18 protein-coding genes are annotated in these 17,181 nt (G+C 70.3%); 3 read left to right on the top strand and 15 right to left on the bottom strand.

Annotated elements, in window-relative coordinates; all coding sequences use genetic code 11:
• Positions 1-2 precede the first annotated feature (2 nt).
• From ACIQU3_RS33680 to ACIQU3_RS33690, 3 genes are all read right to left on the bottom strand, one after another.
• The gene (locus ACIQU3_RS33680; RefSeq protein WP_361873145.1) at positions 3-449 is read right to left on the bottom strand and encodes a VOC family protein; all 447 of its coding nucleotides are present in this window, start codon (positions 447-449) and stop codon (positions 3-5) included.
• Between the two features lie 67 nt (positions 450-516).
• On the bottom strand, positions 517-951 hold the full coding sequence (locus ACIQU3_RS33685) for a helix-turn-helix transcriptional regulator (protein ID WP_403742130.1): 435 nt from the start codon (positions 949-951) through the stop codon (positions 517-519).
• Positions 952-1,053: 102 nt separating this feature from the next.
• The gene (locus ACIQU3_RS33690; RefSeq protein ID WP_403929376.1) at positions 1,054-2,637 is read right to left on the bottom strand and encodes an MDR family MFS transporter; all 1,584 of its coding nucleotides are present in this window, start codon (positions 2,635-2,637) and stop codon (positions 1,054-1,056) included.
• A gap of 123 nt (positions 2,638-2,760) precedes the next feature.
• On the opposite strand from ACIQU3_RS33690, the gene ACIQU3_RS33695 reads away from it, so the two are divergent.
• On the top strand, positions 2,761-3,357 hold the full coding sequence (locus ACIQU3_RS33695) for a TetR/AcrR family transcriptional regulator (protein ID WP_403742137.1): 597 nt from the start codon (positions 2,761-2,763) through the stop codon (positions 3,355-3,357).
• Between the two features lie 22 nt (positions 3,358-3,379).
• On the opposite strand, the gene ACIQU3_RS33700 is transcribed toward ACIQU3_RS33695, so the two are convergent.
• Entirely contained in the window at positions 3,380-4,078 is a 699-nt protein-coding gene (locus tag ACIQU3_RS33700) for a M23 family metallopeptidase (RefSeq protein WP_361113406.1), read from the bottom strand.
• A gap of 441 nt (positions 4,079-4,519) precedes the next feature.
• Here ACIQU3_RS33700 and ACIQU3_RS33705 point away from each other — a divergent pair, with 441 nt between their 5' ends.
• Positions 4,520-5,161, top strand: a complete 642-nt coding sequence (locus tag ACIQU3_RS33705) for an HAD family acid phosphatase (RefSeq protein ID WP_403742140.1) — start codon at positions 4,520-4,522, stop codon at positions 5,159-5,161.
• A 65-nt stretch (positions 5,162-5,226) separates the two neighbouring features.
• Here the strand turns inward: ACIQU3_RS33705 and ACIQU3_RS33710 are convergent, their stop codons facing one another.
• Entirely contained in the window at positions 5,227-7,752 is a 2,526-nt protein-coding gene (locus ACIQU3_RS33710) for an ATP-dependent Clp protease ATP-binding subunit (protein WP_403742143.1), read from the bottom strand.
• A 430-nt stretch (positions 7,753-8,182) separates the two neighbouring features.
• On the opposite strand from ACIQU3_RS33710, the gene ACIQU3_RS33715 reads away from it, so the two are divergent.
• A complete protein-coding gene (locus ACIQU3_RS33715) occupies positions 8,183-8,914 on the top strand; it encodes an SCO3374 family protein (protein WP_403929379.1) in 732 nt (243 codons plus the stop codon).
• 9 nt (positions 8,915-8,923) lie between these two features.
• Here the strand turns inward: ACIQU3_RS33715 and ACIQU3_RS33720 are convergent, their stop codons facing one another.
• The 10 genes from ACIQU3_RS33720 to ACIQU3_RS33765 form a co-directional block, all read right to left on the bottom strand.
• The gene (locus ACIQU3_RS33720; RefSeq protein WP_403742148.1) at positions 8,924-9,259 is read right to left on the bottom strand and encodes an Lsr2 family protein; all 336 of its coding nucleotides are present in this window, start codon (positions 9,257-9,259) and stop codon (positions 8,924-8,926) included.
• A 264-nt stretch (positions 9,260-9,523) separates the two neighbouring features.
• Positions 9,524-10,057 carry an amino-acid N-acetyltransferase gene (locus ACIQU3_RS33725; protein WP_234850358.1) on the bottom strand — a complete coding sequence of 178 codons (534 nt, stop codon included), beginning with the start codon at positions 10,055-10,057 and terminating at the stop codon, positions 9,524-9,526.
• A gap of 9 nt (positions 10,058-10,066) precedes the next feature.
• Entirely contained in the window at positions 10,067-10,504 is a 438-nt protein-coding gene (locus ACIQU3_RS33730; protein ID WP_403742582.1) for a BlaI/MecI/CopY family transcriptional regulator, read from the bottom strand.
• Positions 10,505-10,687: 183 nt separating this feature from the next.
• Positions 10,688-10,876 carry a hypothetical protein gene (locus ACIQU3_RS33735; RefSeq protein ID WP_403742151.1) on the bottom strand — a complete coding sequence of 63 codons (189 nt, stop codon included), beginning with the start codon at positions 10,874-10,876 and terminating at the stop codon, positions 10,688-10,690.
• 18 nt (positions 10,877-10,894) lie between these two features.
• Positions 10,895-11,560 carry a hypothetical protein gene (locus ACIQU3_RS33740; RefSeq protein WP_403742153.1) on the bottom strand — a complete coding sequence of 222 codons (666 nt, stop codon included), beginning with the start codon at positions 11,558-11,560 and terminating at the stop codon, positions 10,895-10,897.
• A 126-nt stretch (positions 11,561-11,686) separates the two neighbouring features.
• A complete protein-coding gene (locus ACIQU3_RS33745; protein ID WP_403742157.1) occupies positions 11,687-12,484 on the bottom strand; it encodes a type III pantothenate kinase in 798 nt (265 codons plus the stop codon).
• A 14-nt stretch (positions 12,485-12,498) separates the two neighbouring features.
• Positions 12,499-13,473, bottom strand: a complete 975-nt coding sequence (gene nadC / locus ACIQU3_RS33750) for a carboxylating nicotinate-nucleotide diphosphorylase (RefSeq protein WP_403742160.1) — start codon at positions 13,471-13,473, stop codon at positions 12,499-12,501.
• 5 nt (positions 13,474-13,478) lie between these two features.
• Positions 13,479-15,188: an L-aspartate oxidase gene (locus tag ACIQU3_RS33755; RefSeq protein ID WP_403742165.1), complete on the bottom strand. Its 1,710-nt coding sequence runs from the start codon at positions 15,186-15,188 to the stop codon at positions 13,479-13,481.
• On the bottom strand, positions 15,185-16,186 hold the full coding sequence (gene panC, locus ACIQU3_RS33760) for a pantoate--beta-alanine ligase (protein ID WP_403929382.1): 1,002 nt from the start codon (positions 16,184-16,186) through the stop codon (positions 15,185-15,187). The genes ACIQU3_RS33755 and panC overlap by 4 nt, the downstream gene beginning before the upstream one ends.
• Positions 16,183-17,112, bottom strand: coding sequence for a Rossmann-like and DUF2520 domain-containing protein (locus ACIQU3_RS33765; RefSeq protein WP_403742173.1), 930 nt, complete (start codon positions 17,110-17,112; stop codon positions 16,183-16,185). Before ACIQU3_RS33765 ends, panC begins: the two co-directional genes overlap by 4 nt.
• Between the last annotated feature and the right edge of the window lie 69 nt (positions 17,113-17,181).

Genomic DNA, 17,181 nt, shown 5'->3' on the forward strand with positions numbered 1-17,181 from the left:
GTTCAGCAGGACCAGTCCTGGTCCATGTCGAGGCCGCCCTCGCGGGGCTGGGTGAACGAGAACCAGTTGCCGGAGTCGTCGCGGAACAGCGCCTCCGTGCCGTACGGACGCTCCTGGGGCTCCTGGAGGAACTCCACGCCCTTGTCCTTGAGCTTCTTGTAGTCGCCGTGGATGTCGTCGGTGGTCAGCACGCCCGCGCCGAGCGCGCCCTTCGTGACGAGCTTCTTGAGCATCTCGGCGGACTCGGGGTCCATCGCGGGCCCGCCGGGCACCATCAGCGTCAGTTCGACGTCGGGCTGGTTGGGCGAGCCGACCGTGAGCCAGCGCATGCCGCCCTCGCCCATGGTCATGTCCGTACGGACCTCGAGGCCCAGCTTCTCCGTGTAGAACTCCTTGGCGCGGTCCTGGTCGAGGACCCAGACGGTCGAGATGGCGAGACCTTTGATCATGGCGTGCTCCTGCTCTGACGCTGCGGCCGGTGATGCCCGTGCCCTGCCACGGTAGGCAGCGGGGGCGTCAGTGCGCTTCTCCGGAATTGCGCTGCTTGCCGGCACCCGGGGCGGGGCGGAAACCGCCGGCCCAGAGCATGGCGTAGCAGCCGGGGATGAGGGCGGCGCCCCGGCCCACGTGCTTCGTGCGGTACTCGCTGGGTGTCTGCCCGGTCCAGGCCTTGAAGCGGGCCGAGAACGTGCCGACGCTGCTGAAGCCGACCAGGTGGCAGATCTCCGTCACCGAGAGGTTCACCGTGCGCAGCAGGTCCTCGGCGCGTTCTATGCGGCGGTGTGTGAGGTACTGGCCGGGGGTCTCGCCGTACACCTCCTTGAAGGCGCGGATGAAGTGGTAGCGCGAGTACCCGGCGTGCGCGGCGACGGTGTCCAGGTCGAGCCCGGGGTCGGCCCAGTCCCGGTCCATCGCGTCCTTGGCCAGCCGGACCTGGCGCGTCTTGTCCATGCGACCGATGGTGGCACGGGGGTCCGACATCGGCTGCGGGCTCCTGGCCGGGCAACGCCAGGCCCCCGGGCGGACACTCCCGGGGGCCTTCGTGCGGTGCGCTCAGACGGTCTCGGCCACGGGCGGCTGTGCCGCCGTGGCGTCCGGCTCGCCGTCCTCCTTCGGTCCCGCGCCCTTCAGGGGCACCTCCTTGACGAAGACGGCCGCCGCCAGCGCGACCACCGCCACCACGGCCCCGAGCAGGAACGCCGAGTGCGTGCCGGCGGACACCGCGTGCTGGTACGCCTCACGGACCAGCGCCGGCAGCTTCTCCAGGCTCTTCGCGTCGAGCTGCGCCGACTGCTCGGTCACCTTGGAGCCCAGCGCCCCGCCCCGCTCGGCCATGACGTCCTGGACGCGGTTGTTGAACAGCGCGCCCATGATCGCGACGCCGAAGGAGGAACCGAGGGTGCGGAAGAGTGTCGTGGACGAGGACGCGACGCCCATGTCCTTCATCTCCACGCTGTTCTGCGCGACCAGCATGGTGATCTGCATCAGGCAGCCCATGCCGAGCCCGACCACGGCCATGAAGACCCCGGACGTCAGACGGGACGTCCCGGTGTCCATCGTGGACAGCAGGTACAGCCCGACGATCATCAGGGCGCTGCCGAGGACCGGGAAGACCTTGTACTTGCCGGTGTTCGTGGTCACCCGCCCGGCGACCATCGAGGTCACGAGCATCGCCCCGAGCATCGGAAGGAGCAGCAGCCCGGAGTTCGTCGCGGACGCGCCCTGCACGGACTGCTGGTACAGCGGCAGGAAGAGCGTGGCGCCGAACATCACGAAGCCCGTGATGAAACCGATGACGGACATCAGCGTGAAGTTGAGGCTGCGGAAGATGTGCAGCGGCACCACCGGCTCCGCGGCCCTGGTCTGCCAGAACACGAACCCGACCAGTGCGGCGACCCCTATGCCGATCAGTTCCATGATCCGCGCGGAGCTCCAGGCGTACTCCGTGCCGCCCCACGTCGTGACGAGCACGATCGCGGTGATGCCCACGGTCAGCAGCGCGGCGCCCAGGTAGTCGATCCGCGCCTTTGAGCGCTTCTTCGGCAGGTGCAGCACGGCGGTGACGGCGACCAGTGCGACCACGCCGAGCGGCAGGTTGATGTAGAAGGCCCAGCGCCAGCCCCAGTTGTCGGTGATCGTGCCGCCGACCAGCGGACCGCCGATCATGGCCAGCGCCATGACACCGGCCATCATGCCCTGGTACTTGCCGCGCTCCCGGGGCGGGATCAGGTCACCGATGATCGCCATGACACCGACCATCAGACCGCCGGCGCCGAGTCCCTGCACCGCGCGGAAGCCGATCAGCTCGCCCATGTTCTGGGCCATGCCGCTGAGCGCGGAGCCGATCAGGAAGATCACGATGGAGGACAGGAACGTGCCCTTGCGGCCGTACATGTCGCCGAGCTTGCCCCACAGCGGGGTGGAGGCCGCGGTCGCGAGGGTGTAGGCGGTGACGACCCAGGAGAGGTGTTCGAGCCCGCCCAGCTCACCGACGATCGTCGGCATCGCCGTGCCGATGATCATGTTGTCGAGCATCGCGAGCATCATCGCGATCATCAGTGCGAGCAGCACGACCCGTACGCTCTTGGGCTGTTTCTCCCTGGCGTCGGCCGCCGGTGTGTCCGTTGTGTCCGTCATCGCTTCCCACTCCCCCAGCTACCGCTACTTACTTGCCGACCGGCTAGTGACTACACTCGGAAGCTAGCCGCGGAACTAGCCGGGCGTCAAGTAAGTTTTATGGAAACCGGGCGGCGTAGGAGGATGGGCGGCACCATGGACGGCACCAGGCAGCGGCGCCGCGGGGACACCCGCCGGCGCATCCAGGACGTGGCCCTCGAGCTCTTCGCCGAGCAGGGCTACGAGAAGACCTCACTGCGCGAGATCGCGGAGCGCCTGGAGGTCACCAAGGCGGCGCTCTACTACCACTTCAAGACGAAGGAAGAGATCCTCGTCAGCATCTTCGAGGACCTCACCCAGCCGATCGAGGACCTGATCGAGTGGGGCCGGCAGCAGCCGCACACCCTCGCGACCAAGCAGGAGATCATCCGCCGCTACGCCGACACACTGGCCGAGGCGACCCCGCTGTTCCGCTTCATGCACGAGAACCAGGCGACGGTCAGGGACCTGCGGATCGGCGAGTCGTTCAAGGAGCGCATCCACAGCCTGCGCGACATCATCGTCGACCCGGACGCCGATCTGGTCGACCAGGTCCGCTGCGCCAGCGCGATCTTCACGCTGCACGCCGGGATGTTCCTGCTCCAGGACATGGGAGACGACCCCGAGGAGAAGAACAAAGCCGTCCTCGAGGTCGCCACGGACCTGGTGACCCAGGCCCACCGGGGGGCCGGGGGCTCCTAGTGGGCCCGGAGGGTCAGGCGGGTCAGACCTTCACGCCCTTGGCGCGCAGGAACTTCACCGGGTCGACCGCGGAACCGTAGTTCGGGGTCGTACGGATCTCGAAGTGCAGGTGCGGACCGCTGGAGTTGCCGGTGTTGCCGGACTTGGCGATCTCCTGGCCGGTCTTGACTATCTGGCCGACGTGCACCTTGACCTTCGACAGGTGGGCGTACTGGGAGTACGTGCCGTTGCCGTGCTTGATGACGATGGCATTGCCGTACGCCGGGCCGTCGCCGGCGCCGTTGCCGCCGGCCTTGACCACGGTGCCGCCGTGGGTGGCGAAGACCTGGGTGCCGCTCGGCACGGCGAAGTCCTGACCGCTGTGCTTGTGCGCCCACATGCCGCCGTTCTGGGCGAAGCTCGCGGAGAGCGTGTACTTCTTCACCGGGTCCACCCAGGAGGGCGCGGCCTTCTTGGCGGCGGCCTTCTTCTGGGCCGCCTTCTTGGCGGCGGCGGCCTTGGCGGCCTTCTCGGCCTTCACGGCCTCGGCCTTGGCGACCTTGGCCTGGGCGGCGGCCTGCGCCTGGACGGCGCCGGCGGCCCCGGACGCGGCCGTGGTGTCGGCGGCGGACGCGACCCCGGCTCCCAGTGCGACCGAGACACCAAGGCCGGCGGCCAGCACGGTCGCACGGGTGCGGAGCTGGGACGTACGGGAAGAACGGGACGTGACGCGCTGGGACATCGAAACCTCGTGGGGAAGGGGGCAGAGAAAACCACCCGGCGCACAACCGCTCGCCGCATGGCCATCCCTTGGTAACCCGAAGCCCGACAAACTCCCAAAAGCGTGATCTACGACGCTAGTTAGTAAATTGGTTCAGTGTTCTACGTCTCTTGACACAGCAGTCATTCGGGACGAATCAGGACACTGGCCAGCACTTCCGCCTCTTCACAGGTAGAAAAGTCCCTTTTCTCCTGGCCCGTCATCCACTATTCCAGCTAGTAACGGACATATCGCCTGTGCGGCATGTCACCGGGGGCGCTCTTCGGCCATTCCGAAAATGTGGCGCACACCTCTAGGCGCCTACCGCCCGGTAACCCTACGGTTCCCTTCGCGCCACCCTCGCGCACAAGCATGCACACGACATGTTGGCAGCGTCACGGACGTGAGAGGACCCCCCACGACATGCAGACCCGACGCCCCTGGTTGCGCCGCGCATCAGTGACCGCCGTCTCCGCGGCGGCCCTCGTGGCGATGGCCGCACCGGCCGACGCCGCGACCGCCGCCCGGGCCACCACCCCAGCCACAGCCACCGCCACGGCCACCTCCGCGGACGTCGACTACGGCACCTGGCAGAAGGACTGCCAGACCGTGATGGACCAGGCGCTGCCCTATCTGAAACAGCGGATAGCGGCCACGAAGCCGGGCGAGAAGCAGGCCATCGTCTTCGACATCGACAACACGACGCTGGAGACGGACTTCGGTTTCAGCTATCCCCAGCCGGCGAACAAGCCGGTCCTGGAAGCCGCCAGATACGCACAGGAACGCGGCGTCGCGCTGTTCTTCGTGACGGCGCGGCCGGACATCATCGCCTCGTTCACCCAGTACAACCTGAAGCAGACCGGCTACCAGGTCTCCGGCCTCTACGTCCGCAACTTCATCGACCTCTTCAAGAACGTCGCCGACTACAAGACGGCCCAGCGCGTCGACATCGAACGCAAGGGCTACACGATCATCGCGAACATCGGCAACAGCGCCACCGACCTGTCGGGCGGCCACGCGGAGAAGACCTTCAAGCTGCCGGACTACGACGGGCAGCTGTCGTAGGGCGCGGACATGCGGAAGGGGCCGGTGCCTTTCGGCACCGGCCCCTTCTCGTCAGGCCGTGACGCTTACGCGTCCTTGCTCAGGTTCGGACCCGTGCCACCGGCCGCCTGCTCGATCGGCGGGACGTCCGGCAGGGCCGCCTTCTCCTCGCCGCGGAAGGTGAAGGTCTTGGTCTCGCCCTCGCCCTCCGTGTCGACGACCACGATGTGACCGGGGCGCAGCTCGCCGAAGAGGATCTTCTCCGACAGCGAGTCCTCGATCTCGCGCTGGATGGTGCGACGCAGCGGACGCGCACCCAGCACCGGGTCGTAGCCCTTCTTGGACAGCAGCTCCTTGGCGGACTGGGAGAGTTCGATGCCCATGTCCCGGTCCTTCAGGCGCTCGTCCACCTTGCCGATCATCAGGTCGACGATCTTGAGGATGTCGTCCTGGCTGAGCTGCGGGAAGACGACCACGTCGTCGACGCGGTTGAGGAACTCGGGCCGGAAGTGCTGCTTGAGCTCGTCCGAGACCTTGTTCTTCATGCGCTCGTAGTTGGACTTCGTGTCGCCCTGGGCCGCGAAGCCCAGGTTGAAGCCCTTGGAGATGTCCCGGGTGCCGAGGTTGGTCGTCATGATGATGACCGTGTTCTTGAAGTCCACGACCCGGCCCTGGGAGTCGGTCAGGCGACCGTCCTCCAGGATCTGCAGCAGCGAGTTGAAGATGTCCGGGTGGGCCTTCTCGACCTCGTCGAAGAGGACGACCGAGAACGGCTTGCGGCGGACCTTCTCGGTCAGCTGGCCACCCTCCTCGTAACCCACGTAGCCGGGGGGCGAACCGAAGAGGCGCGAGACCGTGTGCTTCTCGCTGAACTCCGACATGTCGAGGGAGATCAGCGCGTCCTCGTCGCCGAAGAGGAATTCGGCGAGCGCCTTGGACAGCTCGGTCTTACCGACACCGGACGGGCCGGCGAAGATGAACGAGCCACCGGGGCGCTTGGGGTCCTTCAGACCGGCACGCGTACGGCGGATCGCCTTCGACAGCGCCTTGACGGCGTCGTTCTGGCCGATGACCCGCTTGTGGAGCTCCTCCTCCATGCGCAGCAGGCGGGAGGACTCCTCCTCGGTGAGCTTGAAGACCGGGATGCCGGTGGCGGTCGCGAGGACCTCGGCGATCAGCTCGCCGTCGACCTCGGCGACGACGTCCATGTCGCCGGCCTTCCACTCCTTCTCCCGCTTGGCCTTGGCGGCGAGGAGCTGCTTCTCCTTGTCGCGCAGGGAGGCGGCCTTCTCGAAGTCCTGCGAGTCGATCGCGGACTCCTTGTCGCGGCGGACGCCGGCGATCTTCTCGTCGAACTCGCGCAGGTCCGGCGGGGCGGTCATCCGGCGGATGCGCATCCGGGAACCGGCCTCGTCGATCAGGTCGATCGCCTTGTCCGGCAGGAAGCGGTCCGAGATGTACCGGTCGGCCAGGGTGGCGGCCTGGACCAGCGCCTCGTCGGTGATGGAGACGCGGTGGTGCGCCTCGTACCGGTCACGCAGACCCTTGAGGATCTCGATCGTGTGCGGCAGGGACGGCTCCGCGACCTGGATGGGCTGGAAGCGGCGCTCCAGGGCCGCGTCCTTCTCCAGGTGCTTGCGGTACTCGTCCAGCGTGGTGGCACCGATGGTCTGCAGCTCACCGCGGGCCAGCATCGGCTTCAGGATCGAAGCGGCGTCGATGGCGCCCTCGGCGGCACCCGCACCGACCAGCGTGTGCAGCTCGTCGATGAACAGGATGATGTCGCCGCGGGTGCGGATCTCCTTGAGCACCTTCTTCAGGCGCTCCTCGAAGTCACCGCGGTAGCGGGAGCCGGCGACCAGGGCGCCGAGGTCCAGGGTGTAGAGGTGCTTGTCCTTGAGGGTCTCGGGCACCTCGCCCTTGACGATGGCCTGGGCGAGGCCCTCGACGACGGCGGTCTTGCCGACGCCGGGCTCACCGATCAGCACCGGGTTGTTCTTCGTACGGCGGGACAGCACCTGCATGACCCGCTCGATCTCCTTCTCGCGCCCGATGACCGGGTCGAGCTTGGACTCACGAGCGGCCTGGGTGAGGTTCCGGCCGAACTGGTCGAGGACCAGGGACGTGGAGGGGGTGCCCTCGGCAGGACCGCCGGCGGTGGCGGTCTCCTTGCCCTGGTAACCGGAGAGCAGCTGGATGACCTGCTGCCGCACACGGTTCAGATCTGCGCCCAGCTTCACGAGGACCTGGGCGGCGACGCCCTCGCCCTCGCGGATCAGGCCGAGCAGGATGTGCTCCGTGCCGATGTAGTTGTGGCCCAGCTGAAGGGCCTCGCGGAGCGACAGCTCCAGGACCTTCTTGGCACGGGGGGTGAAGGGGATGTGGCCGGACGGGGCCTGCTGGCCCTGGCCGATGATCTCCTCCACCTGCTGGCGGACCGCCTCGAGCGAAATCCCGAGGCTCTCAAGGGCCTTGGCGGCGACACCTTCACCCTCGTGGATCAGGCCCAGGAGGATGTGCTCAGTGCCGATGTAGTTGTGGTTGAGCATCCGGGCTTCTTCCTGAGCCAGGACGACAACCCGCCGCGCGCGGTCGGTGAACCTCTCGAACATCGTTAATCGCTCCTCAGAGCGGTCAGGCAGTGGGGGGAACTTCCCCTCCCTGTCCTTCCGCAGCTTAGTCCCGCAAGCGGGGACCGCTCATTCCAACTGCCGACACCGTCCTTGGCCTCCTGACCCCGAACGCCGACATCTGCTCCAACCCGATGGTGCGAGACGATGTTCCCGCAGGCCAGGCAGATACCCCACTCGCCAGTACGCCGATGGCGAACGTGAGACGTCCTTTCCTGCGTGTCGCCCCCTCCCACTAGGGATGTCTTACCCGCAGGGACCAGAAGACCATGCCGAGTGCCCTGTTTCCCTCCGCTACGGGCGAACAACCTTGCGCCTCCCCACGCCACTCAGGCACCCCCTTTTCGACACTCTGAGCATCTGCGGCGCGACCCACCGTAACCAGCACGGCCTTTCGGCTGTTGCACGTGGCATGTTCGGCGCCCCTCAGCCCGTGACCGCATCCTCGTCCCCGCTCGTTCCGCTCCCCCGGCGGCCGCTCGCCCCGGCCGGGGCGAGCGGTCAGGTCCGGCGGTGGTACGAGAACGAACTGGGGTGGCCGACGGTGCCCGGCGATCCGCTGCGCCTGGTGGTGGGGGTGCGCTACGACGTCCTGGACGTACCCGCCGAGGCGGGGCACGCGGCGCTGCGGCACGCGGCGCCGGGCTCTCCCGTCGCCCTGCGCGGCGACCGGATGCTGCTCTGGGTGGCCGCGGGCAGCGCGGAGGAGCTTCCAGGGCTGCTGGAGTGGCTGGAGTGGGGGGATCTGCCGCTGGATTTCGCCCCGATCGGCGCGGGCGGCCTCATGGAGGCGCCGTCACCCCCGGGGCCTCACGGGGAGAGGGCGGTGACGTCACCCCCGGGGCCTCATGGAGGGAGGGCGGTGCCGTCGTCGTGCGCGTCGCACGCTGCGGAGCCCTGCGGGGCCGGGTTTCCGCCTGCTGCGCGGGGCCGGTTCGGTTCCCAGGGGGCCGCTGTGTGGCTGCGGCCCCCCGAGCCGGGGTGCGAGGTCGAGGCCTCGCTGCCGACGCTGTCGGCGCCGGGGGGCGCTGGGGACGCCCCCGATCTCGTGCGGCTGGTGAGCGCGGTGGCCACGCGGTGCCACCGGATCCGGCTGCGGCGCGCGGGCGCCCAGCCGCCGGCCGTGCGTACGCAGGGTCGGTAGTGCCGCTGTTCAGCCGTTGGCCTTCTCGTAAGCCTCGCGGATGGTCGCGGGAACACGGCCGCGGTCGTTGACCTCGTAGCCGTTCTCCTTCGCCCAGGCGCGGATCGCCGCGGTGTCCTGGCTGCCGCTCGACGTGGCGCGCGCCTTTCCGCGCCCGCCCGAAGCACGGCCTCCGGTACGACGACCGCCCTTCACGTAAGGCTCGAGAAGGCCACGGAGCTTGTCCGCATTGGAAGTGGTGAGATCGATCTCGTACGTCTTGCCGTCCAGCGCGAACGTCACGGTCTCGTCCGCCTCGCCACCGTCGAGGTCGTCGACAAGAAGGACCTGAACCTTCTGTGCCACCGGATTTCCTTTCATCGATATCTTCAGGGCCGGGGTGTGCCGGCGTCCGCCGTATCGCCGTCCCCTGTTATATGCAGTACTGCAGTACCTCGGAAAGCAAACCGCTTTTGCCGGAAAAACACAAACCCCCGGCAGAGACCGGCAGCCCGTGCTCGGTCCGGAAACGTGCGCGTTTCGGACATAGGGAACCGGGGCAGGGAGGCCCGGCGGAATATGCCTTGACGAACCGGACGTGCCCACTTGCGGCCGACCGGCATCCGGCGATCACAGATGCAAGAGCATCCGGCTGTTGCCCAAGGTGTTCGGTTTCACTCGTTCGAGTCCGAGGAACTCCGCGACACCCTCGTCATAGGAACGCAGCAGCTCCGCGTAGACATCGGTGTCGACGGGTGTCTCACCGATCTCCACGAAGCCGTGCTTGGTGAAGAAGTCGACTTCGAAGGTCAGACAGAAAACCCGGCGAACGCCGAGCCAGCGGGCGGTCTGCAGCAACTTCTCCAGGACACGGTGTCCGACACCCGCGCCCTTCAGGCCGGGCTTCACCGCGAGAGTCCGGACTTCCGCGAGGTCTTCCCACATCACGTGCAGCGCACCGCAGCCGACGACCTCGGCGTTGTCGTCACGTTCCGCGACCCAGAACTCCTGGATGTCCTCGTAAAGCGTCACCGTCGCTTTGTCGAGCAGGATGCGGCCGCGCACGTAGGCGTCAAGGAGGCCGCGCACGGCCGGGACATCGCTGGTGCGGGCCCGCCGGACGGTGATGGCTTTTGCGGCGGCTTCGGGGCTCTTCGCGGACATGACGGGACGCTATCGCCCGCCCCGGTCCCGAGCGGAGGCGGGGTTCTCCGGAGCGGCTTCCCCGGGTTCCGGCCGTTCGGGCCGTTCCGCGGATTCCGACGGTTCGGTCGGTTCCTGGGTTTCCGGACCCTGCACGATCCGTACGGCATCACTGAGTGACTGCCGCTGTTCCTCGCTCATCATGCCGAAGAAGGCGACGAGAGCGGCGGCGGGGTTGTCGCTCTGCGACCAGGCGTCGTTCATCAGGGCGGCCGCGTAGGCGGCGCGGGTGGAGACCGCCTCATATCGATAGGCACGGCCTTCCGCCTCGCGGCGCACCCAGCCCTTCTGATGGAGATTGTCCAAAACGGTCATCACGGTGGTGTACGCGATGGACCGCTCCTTCTGAAGATCTTCCAGGACTTCCCGAACGGTCACCGGGCGGTTCCACTTCCACACCCGCGACATGACCGCGTCTTCGAGTTCTCCCAATGGGCGAGGCACAGCTCAGAACAATAGTGGGAGATCCCGGTAATGGCGTGGCGGACGTGCGCTTCACGGCGAACGTGAACAAAAAGGGCGTACGGCTCGGGGATGCGGGCGCCGCGGGATGCGGGTCCGCCGAGTCGTACGCCCTTGGAAGGGGTGGGGTCAGGCCTCGGCCTTCGGGGATGTCACGCCGGACTGGCGGGCGCCCTCCACGCGCGCGAGGGCGGCGTCCACGGCCGCGTCCTCCTTGGCCTTGTTGGCGCCGCCCTGGGTCTTCACGATCACCCGGATCACGCCGATGAAGAAGACGGCCATGACGACCGGGGGCAGCAGCGCGGAGACGTAGTCCATGGCTCCAGGGTAGCCACGTCAGCCCGCGGCGAGCTGCTGGGGGCCCGCGGGCGGGGGCGGGGCCGGCTTGCGGCGCGGGAAGACCTCGCCCGGGGTGGGGATCGGGCGGGAGGGCTTGGGAGTGCCCGGGGCGGGCGCCGGAGCGGGGGCGGGCTTGGGAGGCGCCGGCTTGCGTGCGGGCTTCTTCTCGGGCTGCTTCTCCGGGCCGTCGGCGGCGTCACCGGCCGCGGTGCGGCGGCCGCCGGGGATCGCCAGGAGGCGGGTGCGGGTGCGCGAGCCGGGCACCACGGCCGCGGCGGCGGGCGCGGTGGCCGCGGGGGCGGGTGCGCAGCGGTCCAGGAGGGCCGCCGCGGCGGGATTGCCGCGCAGCGCGCGCAGGGCGGCGAGGTCGTCGGGGACGGGGCCGTAACCGGCACCCAGGGCCTCGTCCAGGAGTGCGAGGTACCCGGCGGCGGTGCCGGGGAGGGCGGCGCGGTACCGGCCCAGGTCGGCCACGAGGAAGGCACGCAGCCTGGCCCCCTCCCGCAGCGCCTCGTCGAGCGACTCTGCGAGACGGAGACAGTCCTGGACGTCTTCGGCCGAGGCGGGGGTGGGGTGGAGGGCAAGGGCGAGAGCGCGGCGGAGCACACGCAGCTCCTCCACACCGAACGCCATGCCGCCGCGGGATCCGTAGGGCGTGGGCATGCGGCGACGATACGCGCTAATCAGACAAATCTCGCATAGGGGACGGGTGTGGCGCGGGGGACCACTCGTCCCGCCTAGGGCGGGGGCGGGGGTGGCGGGCTTCGCCCACCCCCGCCCGCCGACCGCTCACATGCGTGACACGTTCCGCTCGTACACCAGCCGCAGTCCGATCAGCGTCAGCCACGGTTCGTGCTCGTCGATCACCGACGACTCGCCCAGGACCATCGGCGCGAGGCCGCCCGTCGCGATGACGGTGACGTCGTCGGGGTCCTCCGCCAGCTCGCGGGCCATGCGGTTGACGACGCCGTCGACCTGGCCGGCGAAGCCGTAGATGACGCCCGACTGCATCGCCTCGACCGTGTTCTTGCCGATGACGCTGCGGGGCCGGGCCACCTCGATCTTGCGCAGCTGGGCGCCGCGGACGCCCAGGGCCTCCACCGAGATCTCGATGCCGGGCGAGATGACCCCGCCGACGTACTCCCCTCGCGCGCTGACCGCGTCGAACGTCGTCGCCGTGCCGAAGTCGACGACGATGGCGGGGCCGCCGTACAGCTCGACCGCGGCGACCGCGTTGATGATGCGGTCGGCGCCGACCTCCTTGGGGTTGTCCATGAGGATGGGCACGCCCGTCTTGACGCCCGGTTCGACGAGGATCGCGGGCACGTCGCCGTAGTAGCGGCGGGTCACCTCGCGCAGTTCGTGCAGGACGGAGGGGACGGTCGCGCAGATGGCGATGCCGTCGATGCCGTCGCCCAGCTCGTCGCCGAGGAGCGGGTGCATGCCCATCAGGCCCTGGAGGAGGACCGCCAGTTCGTCGGCGGTGCGGCGCGCGTCCGTGGAGATGCGCCAGTGTTCGACGATCTCCTCGCCGTCGAACAGGCCGAGGACGGTGTGGGTGTTTCCTACGTCGATCGTCAGCAGCATGGCCCGTACCGCCCCTACTCCGCCGGCCGCAGGTCCAGGCCGATGTCCAGGATCGGCGAGGAGTGGGTGAGGGCTCCGACGGCGAGGTAGTCGACGCCGGTGTCGGCGTACGCCTTGGCGTTGTCGAGGGTGAGGCGGCCGGAGGCCTCCAGGGCGGCGCGGCCCTGGACGATGCCGACGGCCTCCGCGCACTCGGCCGGAGTGAAGTTGTCCAGGAGGATCAGGTCGGCGCCGGCCTCCAGGACCTCGCGGAGCTGGTCCAGGGTGTCGACCTCGACCTCGATGGGGACGTCGGGGAAGCGTTCGCGGACCGCCTGGAAGGCCTGGGCGACGCCGCCCGCGGCGACCACGTGGTTGTCCTTGACCAGGGCCGCGTCCGACAGGGACATGCGGTGGTTGACGCCGCCGCCGCAGCGGACCGCGTACTTCTCCAGGGAGCGCAGGCCCGGGGTGGTCTTGCGGGTGTCGCGGACCCTTGCCCGGGTGCCGTCGAGGACGTCCGCCCACGCGCGTGTGGCCGTCGCGATGCCCGACAGGCGGCACAGGATGTTCAGGGCGCTGCGCTCGGCCGTGAGGAGGTCGCGGGTGCGGGTGGTGACGGAGAGCAGCTTCTGGCCCGCCTCGACGCGGTCGCCGTCCTCGGCGTGGCGCTCGATCTCGAGCTCCTCCTCGCAGACGACCGAGATGACCGCCTCGGCGACGCGCAGGCCGGACACGGTGCCCGCCTCGCGTGCGGTGAAGTCGGCCGTGGCCACCGCGTCCTCGGGGATGGTCGCCACCGTCGTCACGTCCACGCCGTGGGCCAGGTCCTCCTGGAGGGCCACGTTGGCGATGTCCTCGACCTCGACGGGGTCGAGGCCGGCGTCGGCCAGGAGCTGGGCGAGTGCGGGGTCCAGGCCGCACTCCAGGTATGCCTCGTCGTCCGCGCCGCAGGCGCAGCCGTCTCCGCAGCCTCCGGAGGAGGCGAGGGGAAGGTCGGGGGTGCTCACGTCGGTCACTGCTCCTGGGGGGCCTGGGTGGGGAGGGTCGGAGGGAAGTGTGTGGTGTCGGTGGTGCGCACGGCCAGCGTGCGGTCCGGATTCAGGGTGACGACGATGTGGCGCCGCCAGGTGGTGTCGTCGCGCTCGGGGCGGTCCTCGCGCCAGTGGCAGCCCCGGGTCTCCTCACGCAGCAGGGCGGCGGCGACCAGGACGCGGGCCACGCACAGCAGGTTCGTGGCCTCCCAGGTGTCGACGCCGGCCTCGGCCGTCTTGCCGTTCTCGGCGAGGGCCTCCCGGGCGTCGGTGTGCAGGCGCTGGAGCTGGTCGGCGGCCTTGGCGAGGGAGCCGGCCGAGCGCAGGACGCCCGCCCCGCCCGTCATGATCCGCTGGATGGCGAAACGGGCTTCCGGGGACTGCAGGGGGTGCTCGGGGATCTCCGGGTGCGGGACCGGCTGGGGCACGCGCGCGTGCAGGCCGTTCGCCACGATGTCGTCCGCGAGGCGCTCGGCGTAGACGAGGCCTTCGAGCAGGGAGTTGGAAGCCAGCCGGTTGGCTCCGTGCACACCGGTGCAGGCGACCTCGCCGCACGCGTACAGGCCGGGGACGGTCGTGCGGCCGTGGGAGTCGGTGCGGACGCCGCCGGAGGCGTAGTGGGCGGCGGGGGCGACCGGGACGGGGTCGGTGACCGGGTCGATGCCGTGGGCGCGGCAGGCGGCCAGGATCGTCGGGAAACGGTGCTCCCACATCTGCGCGCCGAAATGCCGGCCGTCGAGGTACACGTGCTCGGCGTCCTGCTCCAGCATGCGGCGCAGGATGCCCTTGGCGACGATGTCGCGGGGGGCGAGTTCGGCGAGTTCGTGCTGTCCGACCATGAAGCGCACGCCGTCGGCGTCGATCAGGTGCGCGCCCTCGCCGCGCACGGCCTCGGAGACCAGGGGCTGCTGACCCTCCGCGTCCGGGCCGAGGAACAGCACGGTCGGGTGGAACTGGACGAACTCCAGGTCGCTGACCTCCGCGCCGGCCCGCAGCGCGAGCGCCACCCCGTCGCCCGTCGACACCGACGGGTTGGTGGTCGCGGAGAAGACCTGGCCCATGCCGCCGGTCGCGAGGACCACTGCGGGGGCGTGGACGGCCCCCACACCGTCGTGCTGGCCCTCCCCCATGACGTGCAGGGTCACGCCGGCGGTGCGGCCCTCCTCGTCCGTGAGGAGGTCCAGGACGAGCGCGTTCTCGATGGTGCGCATGCCTCGCGCGCGCACCGCCTCGACCAGGGCACGGGAGATCTCGGCGCCGGTGGCGTCACCGCCGGCGTGGGCGATGCGCCGGCGGTGGTGGCCGCCCTCGCGGGTGAGCTCCAGCCCGCCCTCGGCGGACTCGTCGAACCGGGCGCCGGTCTCGATGAGGCGGCGTACGGCGCCGGGGCCCTCGGTGACCAGGAGCCGGACCGCGTCCTCGTCGCAGAGGCCGACGCCCGCGACCAGGGTGTCGTCGAGGTGCTGCTCGGGGGTGTCTCCGTCGCCGAGGGCCGCGGCGATGCCGCCCTGGGCCCAGCGGGTGGAACCGTCGTCGAGACGGGCCTTGGTGACGACGACCGTGTGCAGGCCGGCCGCCTCGCAGCGCAGGGCCGCGGTCAGGCCGGCGACACCGGAGCCGACGACGACCACGTCCGCGGAGATGGACCAGCCGGGGGCGGGCGCGTGCAGACGTATGCCTGTGGTGGTCACGAGGCGGCTCCGAAGCGTGTGAAGGTGAGCGGGACGTTGTCGATCAGCCGGGTCGCCCCGACCCGGGCGGCGACGGCGAGGATCGCGTCGCCCGTGAAGTCGTCCCCGATCTCGGTGAAGTCGGACGGGTCCACCAGGGCGAGGTAGTCCAGCACGAGCGGTGGCTCGAGGCGGGCGGCCTCGTCCAGGACCTGGCGGGCGGCGGCGCGGACGGCCGACGGTCCGCCCGGGACGGCCGTCGCCACGGCGTGCGCGTCCGCCGCCGCACGGGACTCCCCTATGGCGCTGAGCGCCTCGGCACGCGCGCGCGTGGCGGGCACTTCGCGGGCCCGGGCCCGCAGCGCCTCCTGCGCGGCGTGCCGGTCCTGGCCCGCGAACAGCGCCCCGGACAGGGCGAGGGCGGTGCGCCGCTCGGCGGCCGACAGGTAGCGGTTGCGGCTGGACAGGGCCAGGCCGTCCTCCTCGCGGACGGTGGGCACGCCGACGATCTCCACGCCGAAGTTCAGGTCCCGCACCATGCGGCGGATCAGGGCCAGCTGCTGGGCGTCCTTCTGGCCGTACAGGGCGACGTCGGGCCGGGTGAGGTGCAGCAGCTTGGCGACGACGGTGAGCATGCCGTCGAAGTGGCCGGGGCGGGACGAGCCCTCCAGGCGCTCGCCCATGGGGCCCGCGGTGATGCGGACCTGCGGTTCGCCGCCCGGGTACACCTCGTCGACGGCGGGGGCGAAGACGACGTCCGCGCCCGAATCCCCGGCGAGCGCGAGGTCGGCGTCCAGGGTGCGCGGGTAGCGGTCGAGGTCCTCGCCCTGGCCGAACTGCAGCGGGTTGACGAAGACGGTGACGACGACCTCGCCGTCCGGGCCGGCGAGGCCGCGCGCGGCGCGGATGAGGGTGGCGTGGCCCTCGTGCAGGGCGCCCATGGTCATCACCACGGCACGGCGGCCCGCACGCGCGCGTGCGTGCAGGTCGGCGGCGGTGCGCAGCAGGGTGGTGGTCATCGGGCGTCCCCTTCGGTGCCGTCGGTCCCGTGGGCGAGTACCCCGAGGAGGTCCTCGGCGAGTTCCGGCTTCAGCAGGCCGTGGGCCAGGGCCCGGTCGGCGGTCGCCCGGGCCATCGCCAGGTAGCCGTCGACGGCCTGGGGGGCGTGCCGGCGCAGCTCGGTGACGTGGGCGGCGACCGTGCCCGCGTCGCCGCGCGCGACCGGGCCGGTGAGGGCCGCGTCGCCGGAGCGCAGGGCGTTGTCCAGGGCGGCGCCGAGCAGCGGGCCGAGCATCCGGTCGGGGGCCGCGACACCGGCCGCGCTCAGCAGTTCCATGGACTGGGCGACCAGTGTGACCAGGTGGTTGGCGCCCAGGGCGAGCGCCGCGTGGTAGAGCGGCCGGCTCTCCTCGGCGATCCACTCCGGCTCGCCGCCCATCTCGATGACGAGAGCCTCGGCGGCCAGGCGCAGCTCCTCGGGGGCGGTGACGCCGAAGGAGCAGCCGGCCAGCCGCTGGACGTCGACGGGTGTGCCCGTGAAGGTCATCGCGGGGTGCAGGGCGAGCGGCAGGGCACCCGCGCGCAGGGCGGGGTCCAGGACCCGCGCGCCGTACCGCCCGGAGGTGTGGACGAGGAGCTGCCCGGGCCGGACGGATCCGGTGTCGGCGAGCCCGGTGACGAGGTCGGGCAGGGCGTCGTCGGGGACGGTCAGCAGCACCAGGTCGGCCCGCTTCAGGACTTCGGCGGGCGGCATCACCGGCACGTCCGGCAGCAGGTGCGCGGCGCGGCGCCGGGAGGCGTCCGAGACCGCGGAGACGGCGACCGGGCGGTGCCCGGCGAGCTCCAGGGACGCGGCGAGCGCGGGACCCACACGGCCGGCGCCGACGACGCCGACGGTGAGCCGCGCGGGGCGGTCCTTGGGGTCTGGCTGTGGGGTTGTGTTCACTCGACGGCGGCCTTCCCGTTCCAGTCCGCTCCGGGTACCGGACGATTTCTCGTCATGTTAACGCGATCG

Origin of the sequence: Streptomyces sp. NPDC101110 (genome assembly GCF_044759525.1) — a bacterium.
Lineage (GTDB): Bacteria > Actinomycetota > Actinomycetes > Streptomycetales > Streptomycetaceae > Streptomyces.